Source organism: Leptospira johnsonii, assembly GCF_003112675.1.
In the GTDB taxonomy this organism is placed as follows: Bacteria; Spirochaetota; Leptospiria; order Leptospirales; family Leptospiraceae; genus Leptospira_B; species Leptospira_B johnsonii.
The window spans coordinates 80,440-100,491 of record NZ_BFAY01000007.1 but is presented as its reverse complement, the minus strand read 5'-3'; the positions used below and the strand labels follow the sequence as shown (position 1 = coordinate 100,491).

The window sequence follows — 20,052 nt, the reverse complement described above, 5'->3', positions numbered from 1 at the left end:
GCCTCATACTTGGAGAAAAGCCTGATGTTATGAGGCTACTCCTTCCGATTTTTCTGGTATTTTGTCTAAGTTCTTGTACCTATCTTACTCGGGAGCCTGGCAATCCTCCTAAAATCGACGGGATCCCTATCCCAGATTCGAAACGTACCGTGTATGTGCAGAATTTTCGGAACAATTCCTATGGGATCGCAATGCATACCGCTCTCTCCGACTTAGTCAAACAAGAGATCAATTATCGGGGAAGGTTTATCCAAACCAGGGAGAAGTCCCAAGCCGCATATCGTATCTATGGAGAGATCAGTCATTATCAACAGGTAGGAGCTCTTTTAGATCAAGGCGGCCAACAGTTGAGTAAAGAGATGTTCGTCGTCTGTAAGGTAGAGCTCCAAAAAGCAGGCGGTGAAAAAATCCCCTTAGAAAGAACGGAGATCCCTGCTAGGATCATCTATTCCGACCAAGTTGGTTTTATGGAAACAGAGGGTCAGGCCCAGACCAGATTACTCAAAATTCTTGCAGTCCGTATCGCGGAAGAAATGGAAAGAGCCTGGTACTATTCTATAGCGGGCAAGATAGAAGGTGAGGAAGAGTAAGTATTTCATTTCCTAAAAATGAAATTCCACTTGATAATTCTCATAACCGGATCTTAAATTGTGGAAAAAGAATGTGAACGTACCAGATTCCTTGATCCGAAAGGAAAAATTCTGCATCAGTTCCATATCTTCTCCTGAAAAATGAATAAAGACCGAGAAACTGAAATTTTGAAAACCGTAGACGATTCCATCCGGATGGAGATGAAAACTTTTTCTGACTACTTACAGAAGAAGGGACTGAAAATCACCAACCAAAGGATGTTAGTCGCAGAACGTATTTTCTCCCTGCACAATCACTTCACTGCGGAAAGTCTCTTGGAAGAATTCAAAGACCAGAGGGATAAAATTTCCAAGGCCACCATTTACAGGATACTCTCCATCATGGTAGAAGCTAAGTTATTGCAAGAGCATAACTTCGGCCAGGATTATAAGTACTACGAACATATTATTGGTCATACCCATCACGATCATATCATCTGTGGAGACTGCGGAAAAATCGTCGAATTCATCGACGAAAGGATCGAGCAATTGCAAGAGCAAGCAGCTGCAAACAACGGATTTAAGATCACAGGTCATAGCCTGAATATTTACGGTTCTTGTTTGGATCCGAATTGCCCGAACAAAAAATGATCTTTAGATCTAGGGTTTCAGATCCAAATTCTTTTGCTCGCACCGGAACCTTAAACCTTAATGGAATTGAAATTCCGACACCTGTATTCATGCCTGTGGGCACAAGGGGTGCAGTCAAATCCTTGGATTCTGACGACTTAGATGAGTTAGGTTACGAACTTATCTTAGGAAATACCTATCATCTTTATCTTCGCCCAGGCACTGAGGTTCTCGAAAAATTCGGCGGGCTCAAAAACTTTGTTTCTTACAAAAAAGCTCTACTCACCGACAGCGGCGGCTTTCAAGTTTTCAGTCTGAATTCTCTTGTGAAATTCAAACAAGAAGGAGTGGAGTTCCGTTCTCATATCGACGGGAGTCCTCATTTTTTCACTCCAGAGAAAGTGATCGATATCCAGAGAGCGATAGGTTCCGACATTATGATGGTTTTGGATGATTGTCCTCCTGGAGACGGAACTGTTTCTCGGATCAAAGATGCTCTGGATCGGACTCATCGTTGGGCAGAAGAAGCAGTGAATTATTGGGAGAAAGACAAACGTAATCAATTTCTCTTCGGAATTTTCCAGGGTGGGACCAATTTAGATCTAAGATTGGAGAGTTTGGAGAAGATCCGCTCGCTTCCGTTCTCCGGAATTGCGATCGGAGGTCTCTCAGTGGGAGAACCTAGACCGGATTTTATCCGAACTATGGAAGGAATTTCCTCCTTCACCGACAGGACTAGGCCATTATATCTGATGGGAGTCGGTACTGTTCCGGATATTTTGGAAGGGGTTCGAAACGGAGTGGATATGTTTGACTGTGTTCTTCCCACACGCAACGCTAGAAACGGCCAAGTATTCACTTCTCGAGGAAAAGTGAATCTCAGAAATGAAAAATGGAAGTTCTCAGATGAGCCGATGGACCCGGAATGCGAATGTAAAGTGTGTAAAAGATACAGTATTGGGTATATTCGACACCTACATCACGTGAAAGAGCTAAGCGCTTTCTCCTTGAGCACGTACCATAATCTGTATTTTATGAAAAAGTTCATGAAGGAACTCAGACATTCTATCGAAGTTGGAAATTTCAGTGAGTTTTTCGTTAAATGGAAAAATTTGTACGAAAGAGCGGAAATTTCTCGTTGACTATATAGAGAATGACCCCCCTATTGTAGGATGGTTCAAACAGATAAAGAAAGGAGTTGCTGATTTTTTATGGAAATCACCAGAAGGGAAAGCGGTAACATCGTAATTCTGGACATCAATGGGGAGATCGATTTATACAATGCCCCTGAGATTAAGGATGTGATCGCAAAGCTCATCGAAGAGCAGAAATACTACACGATTATCAATCTGGAAAAGGTCTCTTATATCGACTCATCCGGAATCGGTGCTTTGATTTCCAGCCTCTCTAACTTAAAAAAAATACCAGGGTGGACTTAAAATTATCAACGTTGCAGGTTCCGTACGAAAGGTATTCGAATTAACTAAATTAACGTCATTCTTCGAGATCTTTGATAACGAAGCTGATGCCGTCGCTGCCTTCAAATAAGTAAGGCACTTTTTTAAACGATTCCTCTGGCTGGTGCAAAACAAATGAAAACTTTTCGAGCTATATCGTTCCCATCATTGGTACTGGGAGTTTTAGGATTCCTAGTTGCCTGTGGTTCGGAACTACCCGTAAAAGAATTGGCGGAGGCAAAAACCGCTATCACGCGCGCTAAAGAAGCAGGCGCAGAAAGATACGCTTCCGGAGAATTCGAAGAAGCTCGTAAAAGTCTTTTGACTGCTCACGAAAAAGCTTCTAACGAAGACCTGGGCGAGACCAAAAAAAGCGCTGAATACGCAAAAAGTAAAGCGTATGATGCATTAGAGAAATCTTATCCTCAATTGACCGAGGAGTCCAAGACACAGGCTAACACTTCTATCAACGAAGCGGATGAGGCTTATGCTTCTCAACTCGCTGCAGAACCTTATAATAATGCAGTTGAGCTGAAAAAAGAAGGGGACACACTAAGAGATAATGCGGACCGCACTTTAGAATCCTATCCTAAGGAATCTGGAGACGACGCAAAACTTAAGACCCGTCTGGCTGCTTTCGATCAGTACGAACAAAGTAATAAAAAATATCTGGAGTCCAAAAAGGCGGCAACTGATGCCAAGTCTTTGGCTCTTTCCCAAAAACAACAATTGATCGATTCTCTTGCAGATATCGAAAAAAATCTGGATGATGCGGACAGATATGCGGGTGGACAAGACCCTGAAGTAGCTGGGACAAGAGAACGTTTGAACGCTGCTAAGGCAAAAATCGACGAAGGAAAGATCAAAGAAGGTTATTCCGAAGTTGATGATATCCGCAAAAAATCAGCAGAACTCGTAGCAAAAAATATCCAGTCTTATGCACTCAAGAAAAAGGCAGAAGCAAAGGATTCTATCGGAAAAGCTAAAGATAAACTATCTACGATAGACCAATCCAAACTGAAATCCAGCAAGGATCTCCAAACTTCTTACCAAAGAGCTGACGAGAACCTAAAAGCGGCGGATGAGTCTTTGGCTTCCGCAGAAGAGTTATATTCTTCCGAAAAATATGAAGATTCTATCGGTAGATCCGAAGAAGCGATCAGACTTTCTCGCATCGTAGTAGATCAGTCTGACGATATCGCAGAAAGATTACGCACTGGATCTTCCGTTGCAGGTCGCAAAGGTGATGGAGGAGATTCTACTTCCTCTACCAAAAAAGGAGAAGATACATCTACTTCTTCTTCCGGAGAACTTCCTGAAGGTTGGAAAAAATACGTAGTTCGTAAGAAAATCCCTGCAGATTGCCTCTGGAGAATTTCCGCTTACAAACAACATTACGGTACTTCTAAACTTTGGAAACGTATCTACGATGCGAACCGCAACAAGATCAAAAATCCAAACTTGATCTATCCTAAACAAGTATTGCTAATTCCACCTGCTAAAGGATCCACTAAGTTTGATCCTAAAAAAGCTCCTAAAAAGCAGACTGGAAGCGACAAAGTAGAAGCATCTACTCCAGAAGTGAAGAAGGAAGAGGCTACAACACCTCCTCCAGCTTCAACTTCTGAGCAAGAACCGGAAGAAGAAGAGCCTTCAACTCCGGCACCTTCTACAGAAAATGAGCAACCTTCTGATTCGGGTGAACAAGAAAGCGACGAAGAAGCTCGTTAATACGGTCTAACATTTTAGCAACTCACACATATGCGAGGCTCGGATTTTTCCGGGCCTTTCTTTTTTGTAGATATTGAAAATTTCGAATTCCGCTTGATCCTCATTTATTATTCGAAACTGTCTTACTTAGCGGTGAACTCCAAGTGAAGAGGGCTTATACTAAGCCTATATCAGAGACGAGCGCAGCGGATTATTTTCCACTGGCTAAAATGGCATGGGACGAGGATTGTCCTGACCAAGATATAACGTCTGTTTCCTTATTCTCTCCAGATCAAAAGGCGATCGCATACTTGAACGCAAGGGAAGAAGGGATTCTTTGCGGTAGCGGTGTTTCTACTGTTCTTTCTGAACTTTCTGACGGAGATTTGCAGTTTCAATTCTTCTTTAAAGATGGAGAAAAATTCGTCAAAGGAGACAAGATCGCAGAGATCCAGGGCAGCCTTCTCTCCATGTTGCGTGTAGAAAGAATCCTTCTAAACTTCTTACAATATCTTTCCGGTATTTCTACATCGACTAGAAAGATCGTGGATCAGTACGGGTCTAAGGGTATAATGATCTTGGATACCAGAAAGACACTCCCGGGATACAGGAAACTTGCAAAGTATGCGGTGTACTGTGGAGGAGGTTCTAACCATAGATTGGATCTTTCTGAAATGGCGATGATTAAAGACAATCATTTGGCTTTATTCGGATCCGCAAAGATCCCGGTTGGAAAGATCAGATCCAATTTTCCAGGAAGAATGGTGGAATTGGAAATCGATTCTTTGGATCAACTGGAAGATGCTCTCGAAGCTGAGCCAGACGTTTTAATGTTAGATAATTTTAATATATCCGATACGCGCAAAGCCTTCCACAGAGCTAAAGAAAAAAATCCTAAGATCCTGATCGAATGTTCTGGAGGGATCACTCCGGAAAAACTGGAAGCATTATCCGAATTTCCCGGAGTAGGAGTGAGCATGGGATACCTGACTCATACTACCAGATTTTTGGATCTTGGTTTGGACATAAGGACCTAAAAGAAAATGGGATTTATTAAGGCTCCTGCCACCAAAGAAATGTTGCTCGAAGGAGTTCGAGAAACCATGGGCCCTGAGGCCTTGGAAATGATCGAAAAGGCATATAAGGTTTCGGAAGATTCCCACCAAGGGCAGTTCCGTCTTTCCGGCGAACCTTATATAGTTCACCCTCTTCAGGTTGGATTTATTTTATACGAGTTAGGTCTGGATGAGAAAGTAATCTCTGCAGGTATTCTTCATGATGTGATCGAAGACACAAAATACACAAGAGAAGATATGGTCCGTGATTTCGGAACGGAGATCACTCAACTTGTGGAAGGTGTGACTAAAATTTCTCAGATCAAAAGCCAGTCCAAAGAGACTGAAGCTGCGGAGAATATCCGAAAGATCATCATCGCCACTATCCAGGACATTCGGGTCATTCTGATCAAACTTGCCGACAAGACCCATAATATGAGGACTCTTTCTTTCCAGCCTCCTGAAAAGCAGAGAAGGATCGCTAATGAAACTCTTTCCTTATATGCACCTATCGCTGGAAGGTTGGGTATCTATTCCGTAAAATCTGAGTTGGAAGATCTAGCATTCCAAGTCATCTTTCCGGAAGAATACCAGGACATTAAAAAAAGGATCAGCGCCAAAAAATCGGAAAGAGAAGATTATATAGAAAAATTGCAGCTAATCCTGAAACAGAGGCTCGCAGAAATACAGATCAACGCGAATGTAGAGGGAAGAGCAAAACATTTCTTCTCCATCTATCGTAAGATGAAAACGAAGGAAAAGACCTTCGACGAAATTTTCGATCTAAGAGCCATCCGTATCGTTACCGACGAGATCAAGGATTGTTACGGAGTACTCGGAATCGTGCATACACTTTGGTCTCCTGTACCCGGTAGATTTAAGGATTATATCGCAACTCCAAAAACGAATATGTACCAATCACTTCATACTACTGTGATCGGTCCCGATGGAAAACCTTTGGAAGTCCAGATCCGAACTGCAGAGATGAACGCAATCGCCGAATTCGGGATCGCGGCTCACTGGGTATACAAGGAAGGTAAGACCCATGCCAATGAAAGACATCTAACCGTGAAGTGGTTGGAAGTTTTACAAACCTGGCAGGATTCTTCTTTAGATCCGAAAGAATTTTTGGAAGAGCTTAAATACGACCTTCATGAGGACGAGGTATTCGTTTTCACTCCTAAAGGAGAAATTATACAACTTCCTAAAGGTGCAACCGTCCTGGATTTCGCATTCAGGATCCATACGGATGTAGGTTTGCATTGTAAGGGAGCAAAGATCAACGGTAGAATGATCCCTCTTCGTACTGAACTACGCAGTGGAGATCAGGTCGAAGTTGTCATAGACAAAAGATCTAAACCTTCTCCTATTTGGCTTCGAATCGTTAAAACTCCTTCTGCTAGACAAAAGTTACGCGCTTATTTCAGAAAACTGAGAGAAGAAACCAGCAAGGATTTGGCGCAAGGTGCGGAGAGTGCGGCGGAGCTTACTCTGAACGCGGAAGTATTAGAAGAACTCAAACGTAAACCTTCCGAAAAAGTTTCTAAACAGACTCATCAGCAAGGCCAAGCAGCCGGCGGAAAAATTTTAGTCGCTGGTTTAAGAGATATTCCTGTTCGTCTTTCCGGTTGTTGTTCTCCTCTTCCGGGGGACCAGATCATCGGTTTCGTGACGCGAGGAAGAGGTGTTTCCGTTCACAAAAAGAACTGCAGTGTTGCATTAAAACAAAGAGAAGAAGAACAACTCAGGCAGATCACAGTGGATTGGGATTATGGACAGACGGAACCCGTGCCTGTTCGAGTAGAAGTGAAGGCAAAGGATCGTCAGGGAATTTACTTGGAGATGGTAAAAAGTATCTCCGGGACCCAGACAAATATCTTGGAAGCAGGAGCTTCTACAGTGCAAAAGGATACATTGATGGCCCGCTTCATGATAGAAGTGGAACATTTGGACCAATTGAAGGAGATCCTAGGCAACTTAAAACGGATCCCGGACGTGGTCTTTGCACATAGGGTTAAATAAGGATTAGCTGTAAGGCTCGTCCTTCTATCTTTTCATCAAAAATTTTACATTTAAGTTTGCCTGAAATCGGGTTTTCCCGGAAGCTTTCGAACACGAACATTCCTAAGAGGTGTGCTTTGAACGTTGCTCTAAGAAATTCCAAATTCCTGAAAATTTGCTATTTTACACTTTTATTATCCGTAATCACGTTTGCATTGAACGGCTGTAAAGAAAAGGAAGAAGTCCAAATTTCCGTGGCGACTGAAGATCTTCCTTGGGAAGGGGATCCGAATAGTATTCCGGAAGCGTTAAGAAAACCGAATCCTTCTACTTCTCCTAACGCAAAAAGGGGAGGGATCTTCAGGATTTATAGCCACCAATACCCTAAATCCTTGAATTGGTATTTGGAAAATTTCTCCACCACTGCCGAGATTTTTACTCAGATGTTCGAGCCACTTCTGGAAAGACATCCTATAACGTTAGAGCCTCTTCCTAAACTTGCTTCTTCTTGGAAGATATCTTCGGATAAAAAAACGTTTACATTCAATTTGGATAAAAACGCCAGGTGGAGCGACGGAAAACCTATTACTGCTAAAGACGTATTATTCACTTATGAAATCATCATGAATAAGAAGAATAATACTGCACTTCATAGGATCGATCTTTCCCGTTTTGAAGCTCCAAAATTAGTTAATGAATACGAAGTGGAATTCACTCAAAAAGAGATCCACTGGAAGAACTTTGAATTTATCGCATACGACTTCTTTATTTTGCCTGAACATTATTATAATGGAAAGGATTTTAATAAGGAGAATTTCGAGTTCCCTGTGACCTCCGGGCCTTATGAATTGCAATCCGCCAAAAAAGGGATCTACGTGAAAATGAAACGTAGGAACGATTATTGGATGAGAGCGTATCCTTTTTACAGAGGAACGGACAATTTCGATACCCTCATCTTTAAAGTATTTAACGACGATGCAGTCGCGTTCCAAGCATTCAAAAAAGGTGATATAGATCTGTATCCTGTATATAAGGCGGCGACCTGGGTCCAGGATACTACCGGAGAACCTTTCGATAAGAATTATATAGTAAAACAAAAGATCTATAACGATAAAAAGTCAGGCTTCCAGGGCTGGGCGTTCAATATGAGAAGAAAACCTTTCGACGATGTACGTATCAGGAAGGCAATCGCTCATTTAGTGAACAGAAAGCTCATGGTGGATAAACTTGCATTCGGGGAATACCAACTCACTGATTCTTATTACGGTTCCGTATGGGAAGAAGGACAATTACCGAATCCTGCGATCGATTACGATCCTGAAGCGGCTAAAAAACTTTTTGCTGAAGCCGGATGGAAACCGAATGCAAAAGGATTCCTGGAAAAAGACGGACAACAGTTTGTGATCCATATCCTGGAAAGGGATAGAAGTGTTGAAAAATATTTCACTCTATTTATGGAAAGAGTAAAGGAGTTGGGAATCCAAGTCACGATTGAAAGCACGGATCTTGCTAACTGGTCCGAAAGAATGGATAAGTATGATTTTGATGTTACCTGGGCTGCTTGGGGAGCAGGAAGTTCTTTCCCAGATCCGGAGCATCATTGGGATTCCAAATACGCTAACGAAAACGGACAGAACAATTATAACGGTTTTAAAAATCCGGAAGTAGACAAACTCATAGAGCAGCAAAAAACGGAATTCGATATTAAAAAAAGAACGGAAATCCTAAAGAAGATAGATAAGATCTTAACGAAAGAGGTTCCATACGTTCTTCTTTGGGGAATTAAATCCACAAGAGTCCTTTATTGGAATAGATTCGGAACCCCTGAAAATCCCCTCTCCAGATATTCAGGAGAAGGTGCGGCCAAATCTTTATGGTGGATCGACGCAGAAAAAGACAAGGCCTTGGAAAATTCTAAGAAGAATAAGACGGCTCTTCCTACTTACAAAAGAGACTTGTACTACCATTCCAAATAAGGTTTGGGATTTTAATGGCGAAAAAGGGAAGATTTAGCGAATTCGGAGAGGCGATCCGGAATTTTTGGAACTCTCCCGGAATTCCCAGCTTTATCGAGATCCTGGAAAAGGGGCTAGATAAAGAATTATTTTTCGATCCTGACCGAACGGATTCTCAGATCCCGAAAGAGGATTTGCCTATCGACTTTCGTCTTAGGCAGTCCGGTTTCGCCCGAAAATTGTACGAGAAACTTTTTCCTGTATCTCATGTGTTTCGCATAACGCATCGATATGGCCGTGAATTTTTAGATAATTTTATGCCTCTCGCAGCAGAAAATTATATAGGAAGAGGTTCTTATAAATTCGTATATACACTTCCTTGGAACCAAGTAGTTAAGATCGGAAAGTCCAAATTACCTTCCGATCCGATTTTTGGTTCTCTATATAAAGAAGTGCAGAATAACCTAGAACGTTATTTGAAAACCGAAGAAATCGGCCTCATGCATCATTTGCAAAAATCTGCATGGGGAGAATCCAAAAGGGACGAGATCCGTTTTAAGTTTGCTCGTTTAGGATTGGAACGACTACATTATTGGAAATTAAAAAGTCTAATCCCTGATCTTGTGCTTCCCACTCGATTTTTCATGGGTTTACGTTTTAGGAGAAGTCCTTTCGGTATTCCCGTGGTCACTCTCACTCCCTGCGATAACCAAAATTTATTACCCGGAAAACATTTAAAAGAATTCATCCGACTGAATGAGAAGGTGAGACAGAACCCTATCCAGGACGCACTTTTTCCTAAATGGAAATTGAACTTCGATACTCATAGATTCGGGATTATCAGTAAATCAAAACTCAAAAAGATCGCTTTGGACTTTCATAGAGTCATCGAAGTGACTCGTTATCTTGCTCAGGAAGAGAAACTGATCTTCGATATCCATTCGGAAAATATTATCATTACTATTCCGGACTTTGAACTGAAAATTTTCGATTATCATGTTTTTGACGAACATCTATATGAGCCAAGTAAAGAGAATCCTTCTCCGGAAGTGGATCATATCAATCTGATCAAAGAATTTGTGAGCTCTTTTGAGTTAGGGTAAAAGGCGTAGAATTTTTATTTACCCTTTTTGCGCGAAGATTTGGAGAGATCGACCAAGGATTTTAATCTTAGTCTGAATATTTCCTGACATTCCTTAAGAATCGCTTTTCCTTGTTCTTTTTCGATTTCCCCTGCAAAACGAACGATCGTCCCCATTGTATGGCTAAGAAAGAGCGCAAAAGGTTTTAAATCGTTTTCCTTTAAGCCAGGTAAACAACGAGATGCAGTCTTTGTTATCAGTTCTGCATTTCTGTAAGTATCTAAAATATCTTCCGAGACTAATTCTGGGACAGCTCTTGCCCCAGCCCAAAGATTTGCGAGCGCAGTATCTTTTTGGAAAAATTCCGCGAATTGTATAAGCGCTTTTTCTCCGGCGGATTCCAACTCTTTCGCATTATGGACCTGATCCAAAATGGCTTTCGTCCCTGCATATATTCTGTCGTAATAATCTCTCATAATAGTCAGCAATAGAGAGTTTTTCCCTGGAAAATATTGGTATAAGGATCCGATCTGTATTCCTGCGGATTGGGCGATTTCCCTCATACTGACCGCATCTATCCCTCTTTCTCCGATCAGTTCCTTTGCGGTCCTTAGGATCAGATCCATTCTTTCTCTACTTCGGGATTGTACCGGGGTGCGCTGGCCCTGCTTCATAGGAAATACAGTTATATTTTCTCATCTTCTTGGACTACTTTTTTCTTTTTCAGCCGATTTTTGTTTGACTCATTTTTAAAAAATGAACAATGCTCATTAAATAAAAGAGATCATTGTTCATTTTTTAGCAAGAGGATATATGAAAGAACAGACTATAATTTCTAATTCGGACGAGGCTCACGATTATTCCGGCCATTACTGCATAGTGGGGGCAGGTCCCGCAGGACTATCTATGGCACGGTCCTTAAAGTCGAAAGGAATTCCCTTTCATGTGATCGAGAGGCATAAGGACGTCGGAGGAATTTGGGATATCGAGAATCCGGGATCTCCCATGTATAAGAGCGCTCATTTTATCTCTTCCAAATATCTTTCCAATTATGCGGATTATCCGATGCCGAACGAGTATCCTGATTATCCATCTAACAGGCAGATACTTGCATATCATAGGGCATTTGCCAGAGAATACGATCTATATCGACATATAAAATTCAATTCGTCAGTTCAGTCCATCCAACAGAAAGGATCTAAATGGTTAGTCAAATTTGAGGATGGAGAATCAGGACTTTATGAAGGAGTAATTTGCGCGAGTGGAATAACTTGGTCTCCGAATATTCCAAAGCTACAAGGTATAGAAACATTTAAAGGAGAAGTTATACATAGTGTAAAATATAAGGATATTTCTTCGTTTCGCGGAAAAAGAGTCCTTATTGTAGGAGCAGGAAACTCAGGCTGCGATATTGCCTGTGACGCCGGAGTCGCAGCAGATCAGGCATTCATTAGTGTGAGAAGAGGTTATCATTTTATTCCAAAACATATTTTCGGAATGCCTGCAGACGTATTCGGTGATGGAGCACATTGGATTCCGAATTGGTTTTCCCAATGGGTTTTTGGCATCATTTTAAAGTTTTTAGTAGGAGATTTGACTAAGATCGGTCTTCCGGCACCGGATCATAAAATTTTCGAAACTCATCCGATCATCAACGACCAACTTCTGCATAATCTTCGTCATGGGGACGTGATCGCGAAGGGTGATATTTCTAGATTGAACGGAGAGTTTGTGGAATTTAAGGACGGTTCCAAAGAAAAGATCGACTTGGTCGTGCTTGCTACCGGATACCATTGGGCGATTCCGTATATGGAAGAAAAATATTTCGAATGGAAAAATGGCCGTCCTGAACTCTATCTTACTCTTTTTAATCGCAATTACGAAAATCTTTATGCTCTAGGTTATATGGAAACCGATGGAGGCGCATACAAGATGTTCGATGAGATGGCTAATTTAATTTCTTCTTATATAGATGCGAAACGAAAGGGAGATAGTTCAGCCAAAAGATTCGGAGCTCTGATACGTACCGATAGACCATTATTAAATGGAGGGATCCATTATTTGAATACTGGACGACATTCCGTATATGTGAACCAAGTCGCTTATAAAAAATATCGATCAAAGATCCAACGTAAAATGGGATGGCCTGAGTTGAAGTCAGGACAATTCGATATTTTGAAAAAGGTCGATAATTCTGCCGCAACATCTGCAGATCTTGCAAGGGCAGCTAGATGAGTTCGCGGACGCAAGGATCTTCCTTTTCTAAAACCGCTTTGATTACAGGTGCGGGAGGTGGAATCGGAGAAGCGATTGCATTACGTTTAGATAAAGCAGGGTATCGTTTGATACTTTGCGATATTGAGAAAGAAAAGATGAAGTCGATTTCAAGTAGGCTTTCCAAAAATCCTGAATTGATCGCCTGCGATTTGACGAAATCTGAAGAATTGGAATCACTAGTTTCGATAGTTAAATCCAAATTCCCCGATGTAGAGGTTTTGGTAAATAACGCAGGGTATGCTAAAGAAGGCCCCTTTCTAGAACAAAACATTTCGGAAATAGATCGCCATGCTGGCATCAATTTACTCGCTCCGATTAGATTGATACGAGCTATCGTTCCTATGATGTTGGAAAGAGGAAAAGGATCTGTAGCAAATATTGTATCTATAGGTGGGATCATCTCTCTTGCAGATTCTGCGTTGTATTCCGCTACCAAATTCGGTCTAAGAGGTTTTTTAACTGCAATCCACGAAGAGTTAAAAGGAAGTGGTGTCAAAATTTCCGGTATCTATCCTGCAGCAGTGGATACTCCGATGCTTATGCATGAAGCAATGAACGGAGGAACCGTTTTGAATTGGTTGAATGCAGTGAAATCTCCGGATGATGTTGCGAAGGCTGTATTAAAAGGCATCCAAACGGGTAGGCTTGAGATATATGTTCCTTATAGCGACGGACTTACTTCTAGATTGGCTGCTGTGTTTCCTTGGTTAGTCGGTTCACTTTCTCCCATATTAAAATGGTTCGGAGAAAAGGGACGCCGCAAATGGCTTCGCAAAAAAGGGATCGATCCTGATAGGAAGACGCAGAGTTAAGTGAGATTCTAAGATATTTTCACACAGAGGCACAAAGACGCAGAGGTTTTAAGGGTTTTTATAAATACATGTTTGGATTCCTGCCTACTCATTTCTCAGCGACTCCGCGTCTCTGTGTGACCAAGGCTCTGTGCCTCTTCTAAACTCAGTGCCTTTTAAAAACGTTTTACGGATCGACCCCGGATAAAAATCCTATCAATGGGGGTATTTCCCCAAGGAAATTGGAATGATTGATCGGTACTCAAATCCGGAGATTTCTAAAATTTGGGAATTGGAGAACAAATTCGATATTTGGAAAGAGATCGAAATATTGGCCACCGAAGCCCGGATGAAAAAAGGAGAGGTCCCTAAAGAAGACTTCGAAGAGATCCGTTCCAAGGCAAGATTCAACGTGGACGAAATTTTGGAAATCGAATCCAAAGTTCATCATGACGTAATCGCATTCTTAACTAATATGAATTCGTATATCGGGCCTGCAGGTAGGCACGTGCATTATGGCCTAACTTCTTCCGATATTGGCGACACTGCACTTTGTGTGCAGATGGTCCAAGCAATGGATCTGATCCTAAGAAAGACAGACCAGCTGATAGAAGCGATCAAGGAGAAGGCAATCCAGTATAGAGACCTTCCTTGTATCGGAAGATCTCACGGAATACATGCGGAACCAATGACATTGGGCTTAAAGTTCGCATTATTTTACGAAGAAATGAAAAGAAACAGGGTACGCATGGCCCTGGCAAAAGAAGAAGTAGCTGTAGGAAAATTGTCAGGTGCAGTCGGAACATATTCCAATATAGAACCTGATATCGAAGAATACGTCTGCGAAAAATTAGGGCTCAAACCTGATCCGATCGCGACTCAAGTAGTTTCTAGGGATAGACATGCGGCTTATATGTCCGCGTTAGGCGTAACTGCAGCGAGCTTGGATCGTTTTGCAACTGAAGTTCGTCTTCTTCAAAAAACGGAAGGTAGAGAAGTAGAGGAACCTTTTTCTCCTGGGCAAAAGGGATCTTCTGCGATGCCTCATAAAAGAAATCCTGTGATCTGTGAAAGGATTTCCGGTATTTCTAGAGTGATCCGTTCCAATGTTTCTACCGCTTTACAAAACGTGGCCTTATGGCATGAAAGAGATATTTCTCATTCTTCTGCAGAAAGGATAGTTGTTCCGGATTCCACGATTGCTCTTGAGTATATCTTGGATAAAATGTTATTCGTAGTAAAAAATCTACATGTATATCCTGATGCGATCGCAAGAACATTGGAAACCACAAGAGGTTTGATTTTCTCTCAAAAGGTACTTCTTCATTTGATAGAAAAGGGCGGGATCACTAGAGAGGATGCATATACAATTGTACAAGGGCACGCGATGGCTGTTTGGGCGGATATTTCCCAAAATCTGAAGACCAGACTTGCGGAAGATCCTAAGGTACAAAAGGTCCTGAAGCCCGGAGATCTGGATTCCATCTTCCAAATTTCTCCTTATTTGGATAAGGTGGGACTGATCTACAAAAGACTCGGTTTGGAGTAATGCCTAAGTTTGTAGTTTTTGGGCTGGGATACACCGGCTTACGTATTCTAAATACATTAAAAAAAGAGAATACTGTTTTAGGAGTTTCGAGAGAAACAAAAGTAGAAGATTCTATTTTGTTGGATTTGTCCGATCCGGCGGCCTTGGAAAGTTTCCGAAAAGAGAACGAAGGTGAAAAGTTTGATGCAAGCCTTATCACATTCCCCGCCCAGAAGCTCGAAAATAGAGAGCAAGTTTTTGATACAATATTCTCTCTCTCTAAAGCGGTTTGGATGTTCGGGTCTACTAGTATCTACAAAAGAATTACTTCTGATATCACTGAAAAAACAGCTTTAGATCCGGAACACGATCGTTACGAAACAGAGTTAAATTTTTTGGAGAAGGGCGGCAAGATCCTTCGACTTTCCGGGATCTATGGACCAGATAGAAACCCAGCGAATTGGGCAAGAAAGGGCCATGTTAAAAAGACAAAACGTCAATTGAATCTGATCCATGGGGACGATATTTCGGAAGCGGTACGTTTACTTCTTTCCTATCCGGGAAATGATCTGCCTTCCGAGCTAATTTTATCCGACGGGCAATGGCATACCTGGTTGGAGATCTTTCGATTCTTAGAGGATCATGGTAAGATCCAGGTTGTCCCCGAAGAAAAGATGGATAGAGAGGACAGTTTTATAGACAGCAGTTTGATCCGGAAATTTCTTCCTGGTTTACAAACAAAGGACTTTTGGGGAGAATTGGAAAAACTGGAAGAACTCATTTGATCTCACAGATCACGGACATATTACATTTATTCTGTCTTTCGAATTTAATCTTTATCATCGGACTTCTCGGATGGAGATACTTTTATGATCTGAGGATACGTATCGCTGGAGGTTTTTCTTTCGGGATCGTTTGTTATATTCTACTATCCTTGGATCCTGATCTTAAGATCCCTTATTCCATCCGAGTATTCTTGTTTGCGGGTCTTATCAGTTTACCTTTTTTCTTTTGGATGACTAGTCTTGCTATCTTCGAGGATCATTTCGAGATCAAATATTGGTATTGGTTTTTGCTTCTCGGTAAGGTCGGGGTCTCTGCTTGGTCTGTCTATCCTGTATTAGATCTGATCAATATGAGAGGACCTATCGTTTCTGAAACGGTCCTTGCTCATATCATCATTCCTACTCTTCTTTCCTTGGGCTTTGTTGTGGCCGCCATCATCCGAATTTATTCAGGCAGAAAGGACGATCTTGTAGAGACAAGAAGAAGGCTGCGCGAAGTCCATATTTTGATGACTGGAAGCGTAATCACTTTTAATATGTTCTCCCACCTGATCTTAAGAGGCAGGATCTTATCCGAAATTTTAGATTTGGCGAATGTGATCTTTGCTTGGGGACTTATACTTGCATTCATGTACTTGGTCTTCGAATTGAAAGATGGTTTGGTGGATCCAAGACCCGAAGAAAGTGAGGACAAAGAAGAGAAAGCAGTATATGCAGATCCTGCTTTGAAGAAAAAATTAGTCTCCGCATTCGAAGAAACAAAACTTTATAGAAAAGAAGGTCTGACAATCGGGCAGCTCGCTGAAGATCTGGAAATTCAGGAATACAAGCTCAGAAGGCTTATCAACCAGGCCATGGGTTTTCGTAATTTTCCGGATTTCCTAAATCGTTATCGGATCCAAGAAGCCTGTGAGATCCTTTTAGATTCCGGAAAAGACGAGATCCCTATCATTAGGGTCGCTATGGATCTAGGCTACCAATCCTTGGGGCCATTCAATCGTGCATTTAAAGAACTTACTGGAGTCACTCCAACCGAATTCCGACGCAACCGTGGCAGGGATGGATCCTTAAAAAGTACCGCCGATTTTGAAATCAGCTAGAAATTTTTAAAATTCGGATAGGCTGATCGTTGTCATATCGTGTAAACTGTGTGCACACGGAGAGAACGGGATGAACGAAATTGTGGATCAAATAGGCTACACTGCTTATTATTTTTTGACCTTAGGTATGTTATGGTTTCGCTATATTTTGATGGCCGGAATCGCTTATGTTTTTATTTGGGTGATCTATAAAGAAAGGCTTAAACACAAGATCATCCAGAATAAACTTCCGGAAAAAGATAAAATTTCCCACGAACTCAAATATTCCGCGATCTCTCTCGCGATCTTTGCTGCTTCCGGAATTCTGGTGGTCTTAATGAAGAATGCAGGCTGGACTTTTATCTACGATAAGGTAGAAGATTACGGGGTTCCTTATCTTCTATTCAGCATCGTTGCCTTGATATTCTTGCATGACACTTACTTTTATTGGACCCATCGTTTGATGCATCATCCTCTTCTTTTCAAAAGAATGCATCTGGTCCATCATAAGTCCACGAATCCTTCCCCTTGGGCTGCATTCTCATTTCATCCGTACGAAGCAGTGGTAGAGGCGGGAATTGTTCCTCTAGTGATCCTGTTTTTACCAGTGCATACTACTGCTCTATTGATATTCTTCTTTTACAGTAATTTTCTAAATGTGTTAGGGCATCTTTCTTTCGAACTTTTTCCGAAAGGGTTTATAGAAAATAGAATATTAAGACTTCATAATTCTACCACGCATCATAATATGCATCATAAATACTTTAACTGTAACTACAGTCTGTATTTTAATATTTGGGATAGGATCATGGGCACTAATCACGAAAATTATTTCGATACTTTCAGGGAAGTAGCGAATCGAGAGCCTGAGGCAATAGGAGATGTTGAAACTCCAACATCGGCGATTACCTCGGGAATTTAAATGCTGGCATGTTGGAATTCCAACAAAAGAGAACTGTAAAATTTGATTGTTAAGATCTCAATTCTGTGATAGGCGTGTAAGCGCTCTCCCACAAGCCACTCCCCCCACCCAAAGTTTAGGGTGGGGGCGATCTTGAAACAGTGTAGGAACTCCTACACGCGAATTCGCGATAACTACAAATTCCTAATATGAAGCGGGGAAGCGTATCCTAGTAACGGTTCCTTGCTCGGAAGAAAGATCTATCACTGAACCCTTTAGCTGTTTAGTCAAAAGATCTACAAGTTCAAGACCCATGGAATCCTCCGGTTTAGGATCCAAGGATTTTCCTTTTCCATTATCCGTAACATCCAAGTTGATCCAATTTCCATCCTTGTAAAAAGAGATCTTGATGATCTTTTCCTCGGAATGTTTTTTTACTGAGAATGCGTGTTTTAGAACGTTAGTCACTAACTCATTCAGGATCAGGCCGATCGGGATGGCAGAATTTTGTTTGATTGGAAGAGATTCACAATTCAGGAAAATCTGGATTTCTTCCTTTTTGTGACCGAAGGATTTAAGAAGACTGTCTACAAGCCTGCTTACGAACTCCGGGAAAAATTCGTCGCTGATCCTATGCGCTCCGTACAAGGACTCATGCACATAAGCCATGGATAGGATCCGATTTTGGGACTCCGTTAAGACCTGAGTTGGATTAGTTGCTTCTCCATCAACCTGTTCCAATTGGATGGAAAGTAAACTGGACAAAACTTGCAGATAGTTTTTAACTCTATGATGCACTTCTTTGAGTAAGATATCTTTTTCCTGGAGAGAATTTGCCATAATTTCTTCAGCTAGTTTTACTTGGGTGAAGTCTGTAATAAAACCTTCCAAGGCGATTAATTCACCGTTCTCTCCTCTGACCCCAGAGCCTTGCTCGAATGCCCAGCGCATTTTTCCACTTCTTTGATAGATCCGGTAAAAGAGTCGATACGGAATATTCTTAGTTACGGCTTCCGTAACTTCTTGAAATACTCTTTCCGCATCTTCCGGATGAATGATCTCTCCAAAAGAAATAGTACGATTGGAAACAAAATCGGACGGAGAATAGCCGGTAAGTTCGAAACAACCCTCGCTAATAAACTCCATTGTCCAATCGGGATTATATGCACAGCGATATGCGATACCCGGAAGATTTCGAATTAGAGTAGAAAGTTGTCTTTCACTTTCTTTTAATGCGGTTTCCGTTTTTTTATAATAAGTAATATCAGTACACATTGCGAGTGCACCGTCATAATTTCCTTGGGAATCGAAGATCGGATTTGTGGACATTAAAAGCCATACAGATACGCCATCCGGACGTTTGAAATAGAAATCATGGACCTCTGCTTGTCCTTGTTTTCTTTCTTCTAATCTTTTATTGACTGAGTCTAACGTATCTGCGGTGATAAAGTCGAATAAACTTTTACCCACGAGTTCTTTTTCGGTCATTCCTAGGAATTCTGCCATTCTGGAATTTACGAATCTAGTTTTAGCGTCCTTGTCGATGAGCCAAATTCCTTCCAAGGTTGTATCTACTATCTTTTTATAATTTCCTTCCGTTTTAGAAAGTGCCGCTTTTGTTTCTTCGAAGAATACGAGTAGAATTACGATTGCTGAGGCAAATCTAAAAAGACCAGCGAGGAAAAAACCTATAAAGCCGAATTCAGGATGAAATCGTAAGAATGGATAATTGAGTACGTGAATTCCCCAGAGAATAAAGATCCAACCTGCGATAATCTTGCCTATGCTAGGGATCAGGTTTTTTGTCTTTAGAAATATGATCCCAGTATAAATTTGGGATCCGCCTATTAATATATAGATAGGCCAAATCATATAAGCATCCCGAATCTTTTCAAAATCCAGATACAAAGCCCAAAGACCTGTTAACGAAAATAGTATCTGAAAAGGTCTGGAGAATGATCTATTTAGAAAATATAAACATCCCAAGAATTGGAGAAGTGCTCGGATGAAATCAATAGAGAAGGCAGGAAAATATCTGTAAGAGTCCGCACCTCCTACTTGCATAATATTTCCTAAATAGCCTAAAAGATGGAATGCCCAGCAGATGGACCAGGCAAGCAAAGCCTTCTGTCCTTCTTTCTTATATAAATATAGATAGATAAAAAATAGAAAAAAGGCGGAAGGCGTAGCCGCGATGATGGTGGGTAATAACCAAGGATGAGTCACGATGCC

Annotated in this window: 16 protein-coding genes and 1 pseudogene; 15 read left to right on the top strand and 2 right to left on the bottom strand. The window is 41.4% G+C overall.

Going from position 1 to position 20,052, the window contains the following annotated elements:
* The first annotated feature begins 29 nt into the window (after positions 1 to 29).
* The 9 genes and pseudogenes from lptE to LPTSP_RS05885 all read left to right on the top strand — a co-directional run bounded on the left by lptE (position 30) and on the right by LPTSP_RS05885 (position 10,480).
* A complete protein-coding gene (gene lptE / locus LPTSP_RS05920; RefSeq protein WP_108927902.1) occupies positions 30 to 590 on the top strand; it encodes an LPS assembly lipoprotein LptE in 561 nt (186 codons plus the stop codon).
* Positions 591 to 731: 141 nt separating this feature from the next.
* A complete protein-coding gene (locus LPTSP_RS05915; protein ID WP_108927901.1) occupies positions 732 to 1,220 on the top strand; it encodes a Fur family transcriptional regulator in 489 nt (162 codons plus the stop codon).
* Positions 1,217 to 2,341, top strand: a complete 1,125-nt coding sequence (tgt, locus tag LPTSP_RS05910; protein WP_167396413.1) for a tRNA guanosine(34) transglycosylase Tgt — start codon at positions 1,217 to 1,219, stop codon at positions 2,339 to 2,341. Before LPTSP_RS05915 ends, tgt begins: the two co-directional genes overlap by 4 nt.
* A 69-nt stretch (positions 2,342 to 2,410) precedes the next feature.
* Positions 2,411 to 2,747, top strand: a pseudogene (locus tag LPTSP_RS05905) (STAS domain-containing protein).
* Positions 2,748 to 2,791: 44 nt separating this feature from the next.
* Positions 2,792 to 4,387, top strand: a complete 1,596-nt coding sequence (locus LPTSP_RS05900; protein WP_108927899.1) for a lipoprotein LipL71 — start codon at positions 2,792 to 2,794, stop codon at positions 4,385 to 4,387.
* Between the two features lie 143 nt (positions 4,388 to 4,530).
* Positions 4,531 to 5,403 (top strand): carboxylating nicotinate-nucleotide diphosphorylase, encoded by an 873-nt coding sequence (gene nadC, locus LPTSP_RS19200; protein ID WP_174704436.1) that lies wholly within the window; start codon positions 4,531 to 4,533, stop codon positions 5,401 to 5,403.
* Between the two features lie 6 nt (positions 5,404 to 5,409).
* On the top strand, positions 5,410 to 7,443 hold the full coding sequence (locus LPTSP_RS05895) for a RelA/SpoT family protein (protein WP_174704435.1): 2,034 nt from the start codon (positions 5,410 to 5,412) through the stop codon (positions 7,441 to 7,443).
* A gap of 116 nt (positions 7,444 to 7,559) precedes the next feature.
* Complete coding sequence (locus LPTSP_RS05890) at positions 7,560 to 9,398, top strand: extracellular solute-binding protein (protein ID WP_108927898.1); 1,839 nt, start codon at positions 7,560 to 7,562, stop codon at positions 9,396 to 9,398.
* Between the two features lie 14 nt (positions 9,399 to 9,412).
* Positions 9,413 to 10,480 carry a hypothetical protein gene (locus LPTSP_RS05885; protein ID WP_108927897.1) on the top strand — a complete coding sequence of 356 codons (1,068 nt, stop codon included), beginning with the start codon at positions 9,413 to 9,415 and terminating at the stop codon, positions 10,478 to 10,480.
* 14 nt (positions 10,481 to 10,494) lie between these two features.
* Here LPTSP_RS05885 and LPTSP_RS05880 read toward each other — a convergent pair whose 3' ends face one another.
* Entirely contained in the window at positions 10,495 to 11,085 is a 591-nt protein-coding gene (locus LPTSP_RS05880) for a TetR/AcrR family transcriptional regulator (protein WP_245915480.1), read from the bottom strand.
* A gap of 187 nt (positions 11,086 to 11,272) precedes the next feature.
* On the opposite strand from LPTSP_RS05880, the gene LPTSP_RS05875 reads away from it, so the two are divergent.
* From LPTSP_RS05875 to LPTSP_RS05850, 6 genes are all read left to right on the top strand, one after another.
* Positions 11,273 to 12,694: a flavin-containing monooxygenase gene (locus LPTSP_RS05875; RefSeq protein WP_108927895.1), complete on the top strand. Its 1,422-nt coding sequence runs from the start codon at positions 11,273 to 11,275 to the stop codon at positions 12,692 to 12,694.
* Entirely contained in the window at positions 12,691 to 13,548 is an 858-nt protein-coding gene (locus LPTSP_RS05870; protein WP_174704434.1) for an SDR family NAD(P)-dependent oxidoreductase, read from the top strand. Before LPTSP_RS05875 ends, LPTSP_RS05870 begins: the two co-directional genes overlap by 4 nt.
* Before the next feature lie 226 nt (positions 13,549 to 13,774).
* On the top strand, positions 13,775 to 15,076 hold the full coding sequence (purB, locus tag LPTSP_RS05865; protein WP_108927894.1) for an adenylosuccinate lyase: 1,302 nt from the start codon (positions 13,775 to 13,777) through the stop codon (positions 15,074 to 15,076).
* A complete protein-coding gene (locus LPTSP_RS05860; RefSeq protein ID WP_108927893.1) occupies positions 15,076 to 15,840 on the top strand; it encodes a Rossmann-fold NAD(P)-binding domain-containing protein in 765 nt (254 codons plus the stop codon). The genes purB and LPTSP_RS05860 overlap by 1 nt, the downstream gene beginning before the upstream one ends.
* The gene (locus tag LPTSP_RS05855; protein WP_108928183.1) at positions 15,837 to 16,940 is read left to right on the top strand and encodes an AraC family transcriptional regulator; all 1,104 of its coding nucleotides are present in this window, start codon (positions 15,837 to 15,839) and stop codon (positions 16,938 to 16,940) included. The genes LPTSP_RS05860 and LPTSP_RS05855 overlap by 4 nt, the downstream gene beginning before the upstream one ends.
* A 70-nt stretch (positions 16,941 to 17,010) precedes the next feature.
* Entirely contained in the window at positions 17,011 to 17,841 is an 831-nt protein-coding gene (locus LPTSP_RS05850) for a sterol desaturase family protein (protein ID WP_108927892.1), read from the top strand.
* Positions 17,842 to 18,024: 183 nt separating this feature from the next.
* On the opposite strand, the gene LPTSP_RS05845 is transcribed toward LPTSP_RS05850, so the two are convergent.
* Complete coding sequence (locus LPTSP_RS05845; RefSeq protein ID WP_108927891.1) at positions 18,025 to 20,046, bottom strand: PAS domain S-box protein; 2,022 nt, start codon at positions 20,044 to 20,046, stop codon at positions 18,025 to 18,027.
* Positions 20,047 to 20,052: the final 6 nt, after the last annotated feature.

Bases quoted from the DNA above. Each gene is read 5' to 3' on its own strand.
- LPTSP_RS05900 (WP_108927899.1), top strand. From the start codon at position 2,792: ATGAAAACTTTTCGAGCTATATCGTTCCCATCATTGGTACTGGGAGTT.
- lptE (WP_108927902.1), top strand. From the start codon at position 30: ATGAGGCTACTCCTTCCGATTTTTCTGGTATTTTGTCTAAGTTCTTGT.
- LPTSP_RS05915 (WP_108927901.1), top strand. From the start codon at position 732: ATGAATAAAGACCGAGAAACTGAAATTTTGAAAACCGTAGACGATTCC.
- LPTSP_RS05895 (WP_174704435.1), top strand. From the start codon at position 5,410: ATGGGATTTATTAAGGCTCCTGCCACCAAAGAAATGTTGCTCGAAGGA.
- LPTSP_RS05850 (WP_108927892.1), top strand. From the start codon at position 17,011: ATGAACGAAATTGTGGATCAAATAGGCTACACTGCTTATTATTTTTTG.
- LPTSP_RS05860 (WP_108927893.1), top strand. From the start codon at position 15,076: ATGCCTAAGTTTGTAGTTTTTGGGCTGGGATACACCGGCTTACGTATT.
- LPTSP_RS05885 (WP_108927897.1), top strand. From the start codon at position 9,413: ATGGCGAAAAAGGGAAGATTTAGCGAATTCGGAGAGGCGATCCGGAAT.
- LPTSP_RS05875 (WP_108927895.1), top strand. From the start codon at position 11,273: ATGAAAGAACAGACTATAATTTCTAATTCGGACGAGGCTCACGATTAT.
- LPTSP_RS05870 (WP_174704434.1), top strand. From the start codon at position 12,691: ATGAGTTCGCGGACGCAAGGATCTTCCTTTTCTAAAACCGCTTTGATT.
- purB (WP_108927894.1), top strand. From the start codon at position 13,775: ATGATTGATCGGTACTCAAATCCGGAGATTTCTAAAATTTGGGAATTG.
- LPTSP_RS05880 (WP_245915480.1), bottom strand. From the start codon at position 11,085: ATGGATCTGATCCTAAGGACCGCAAAGGAACTGATCGGAGAAAGAGGG.
- tgt (WP_167396413.1), top strand. From the start codon at position 1,217: ATGATCTTTAGATCTAGGGTTTCAGATCCAAATTCTTTTGCTCGCACC.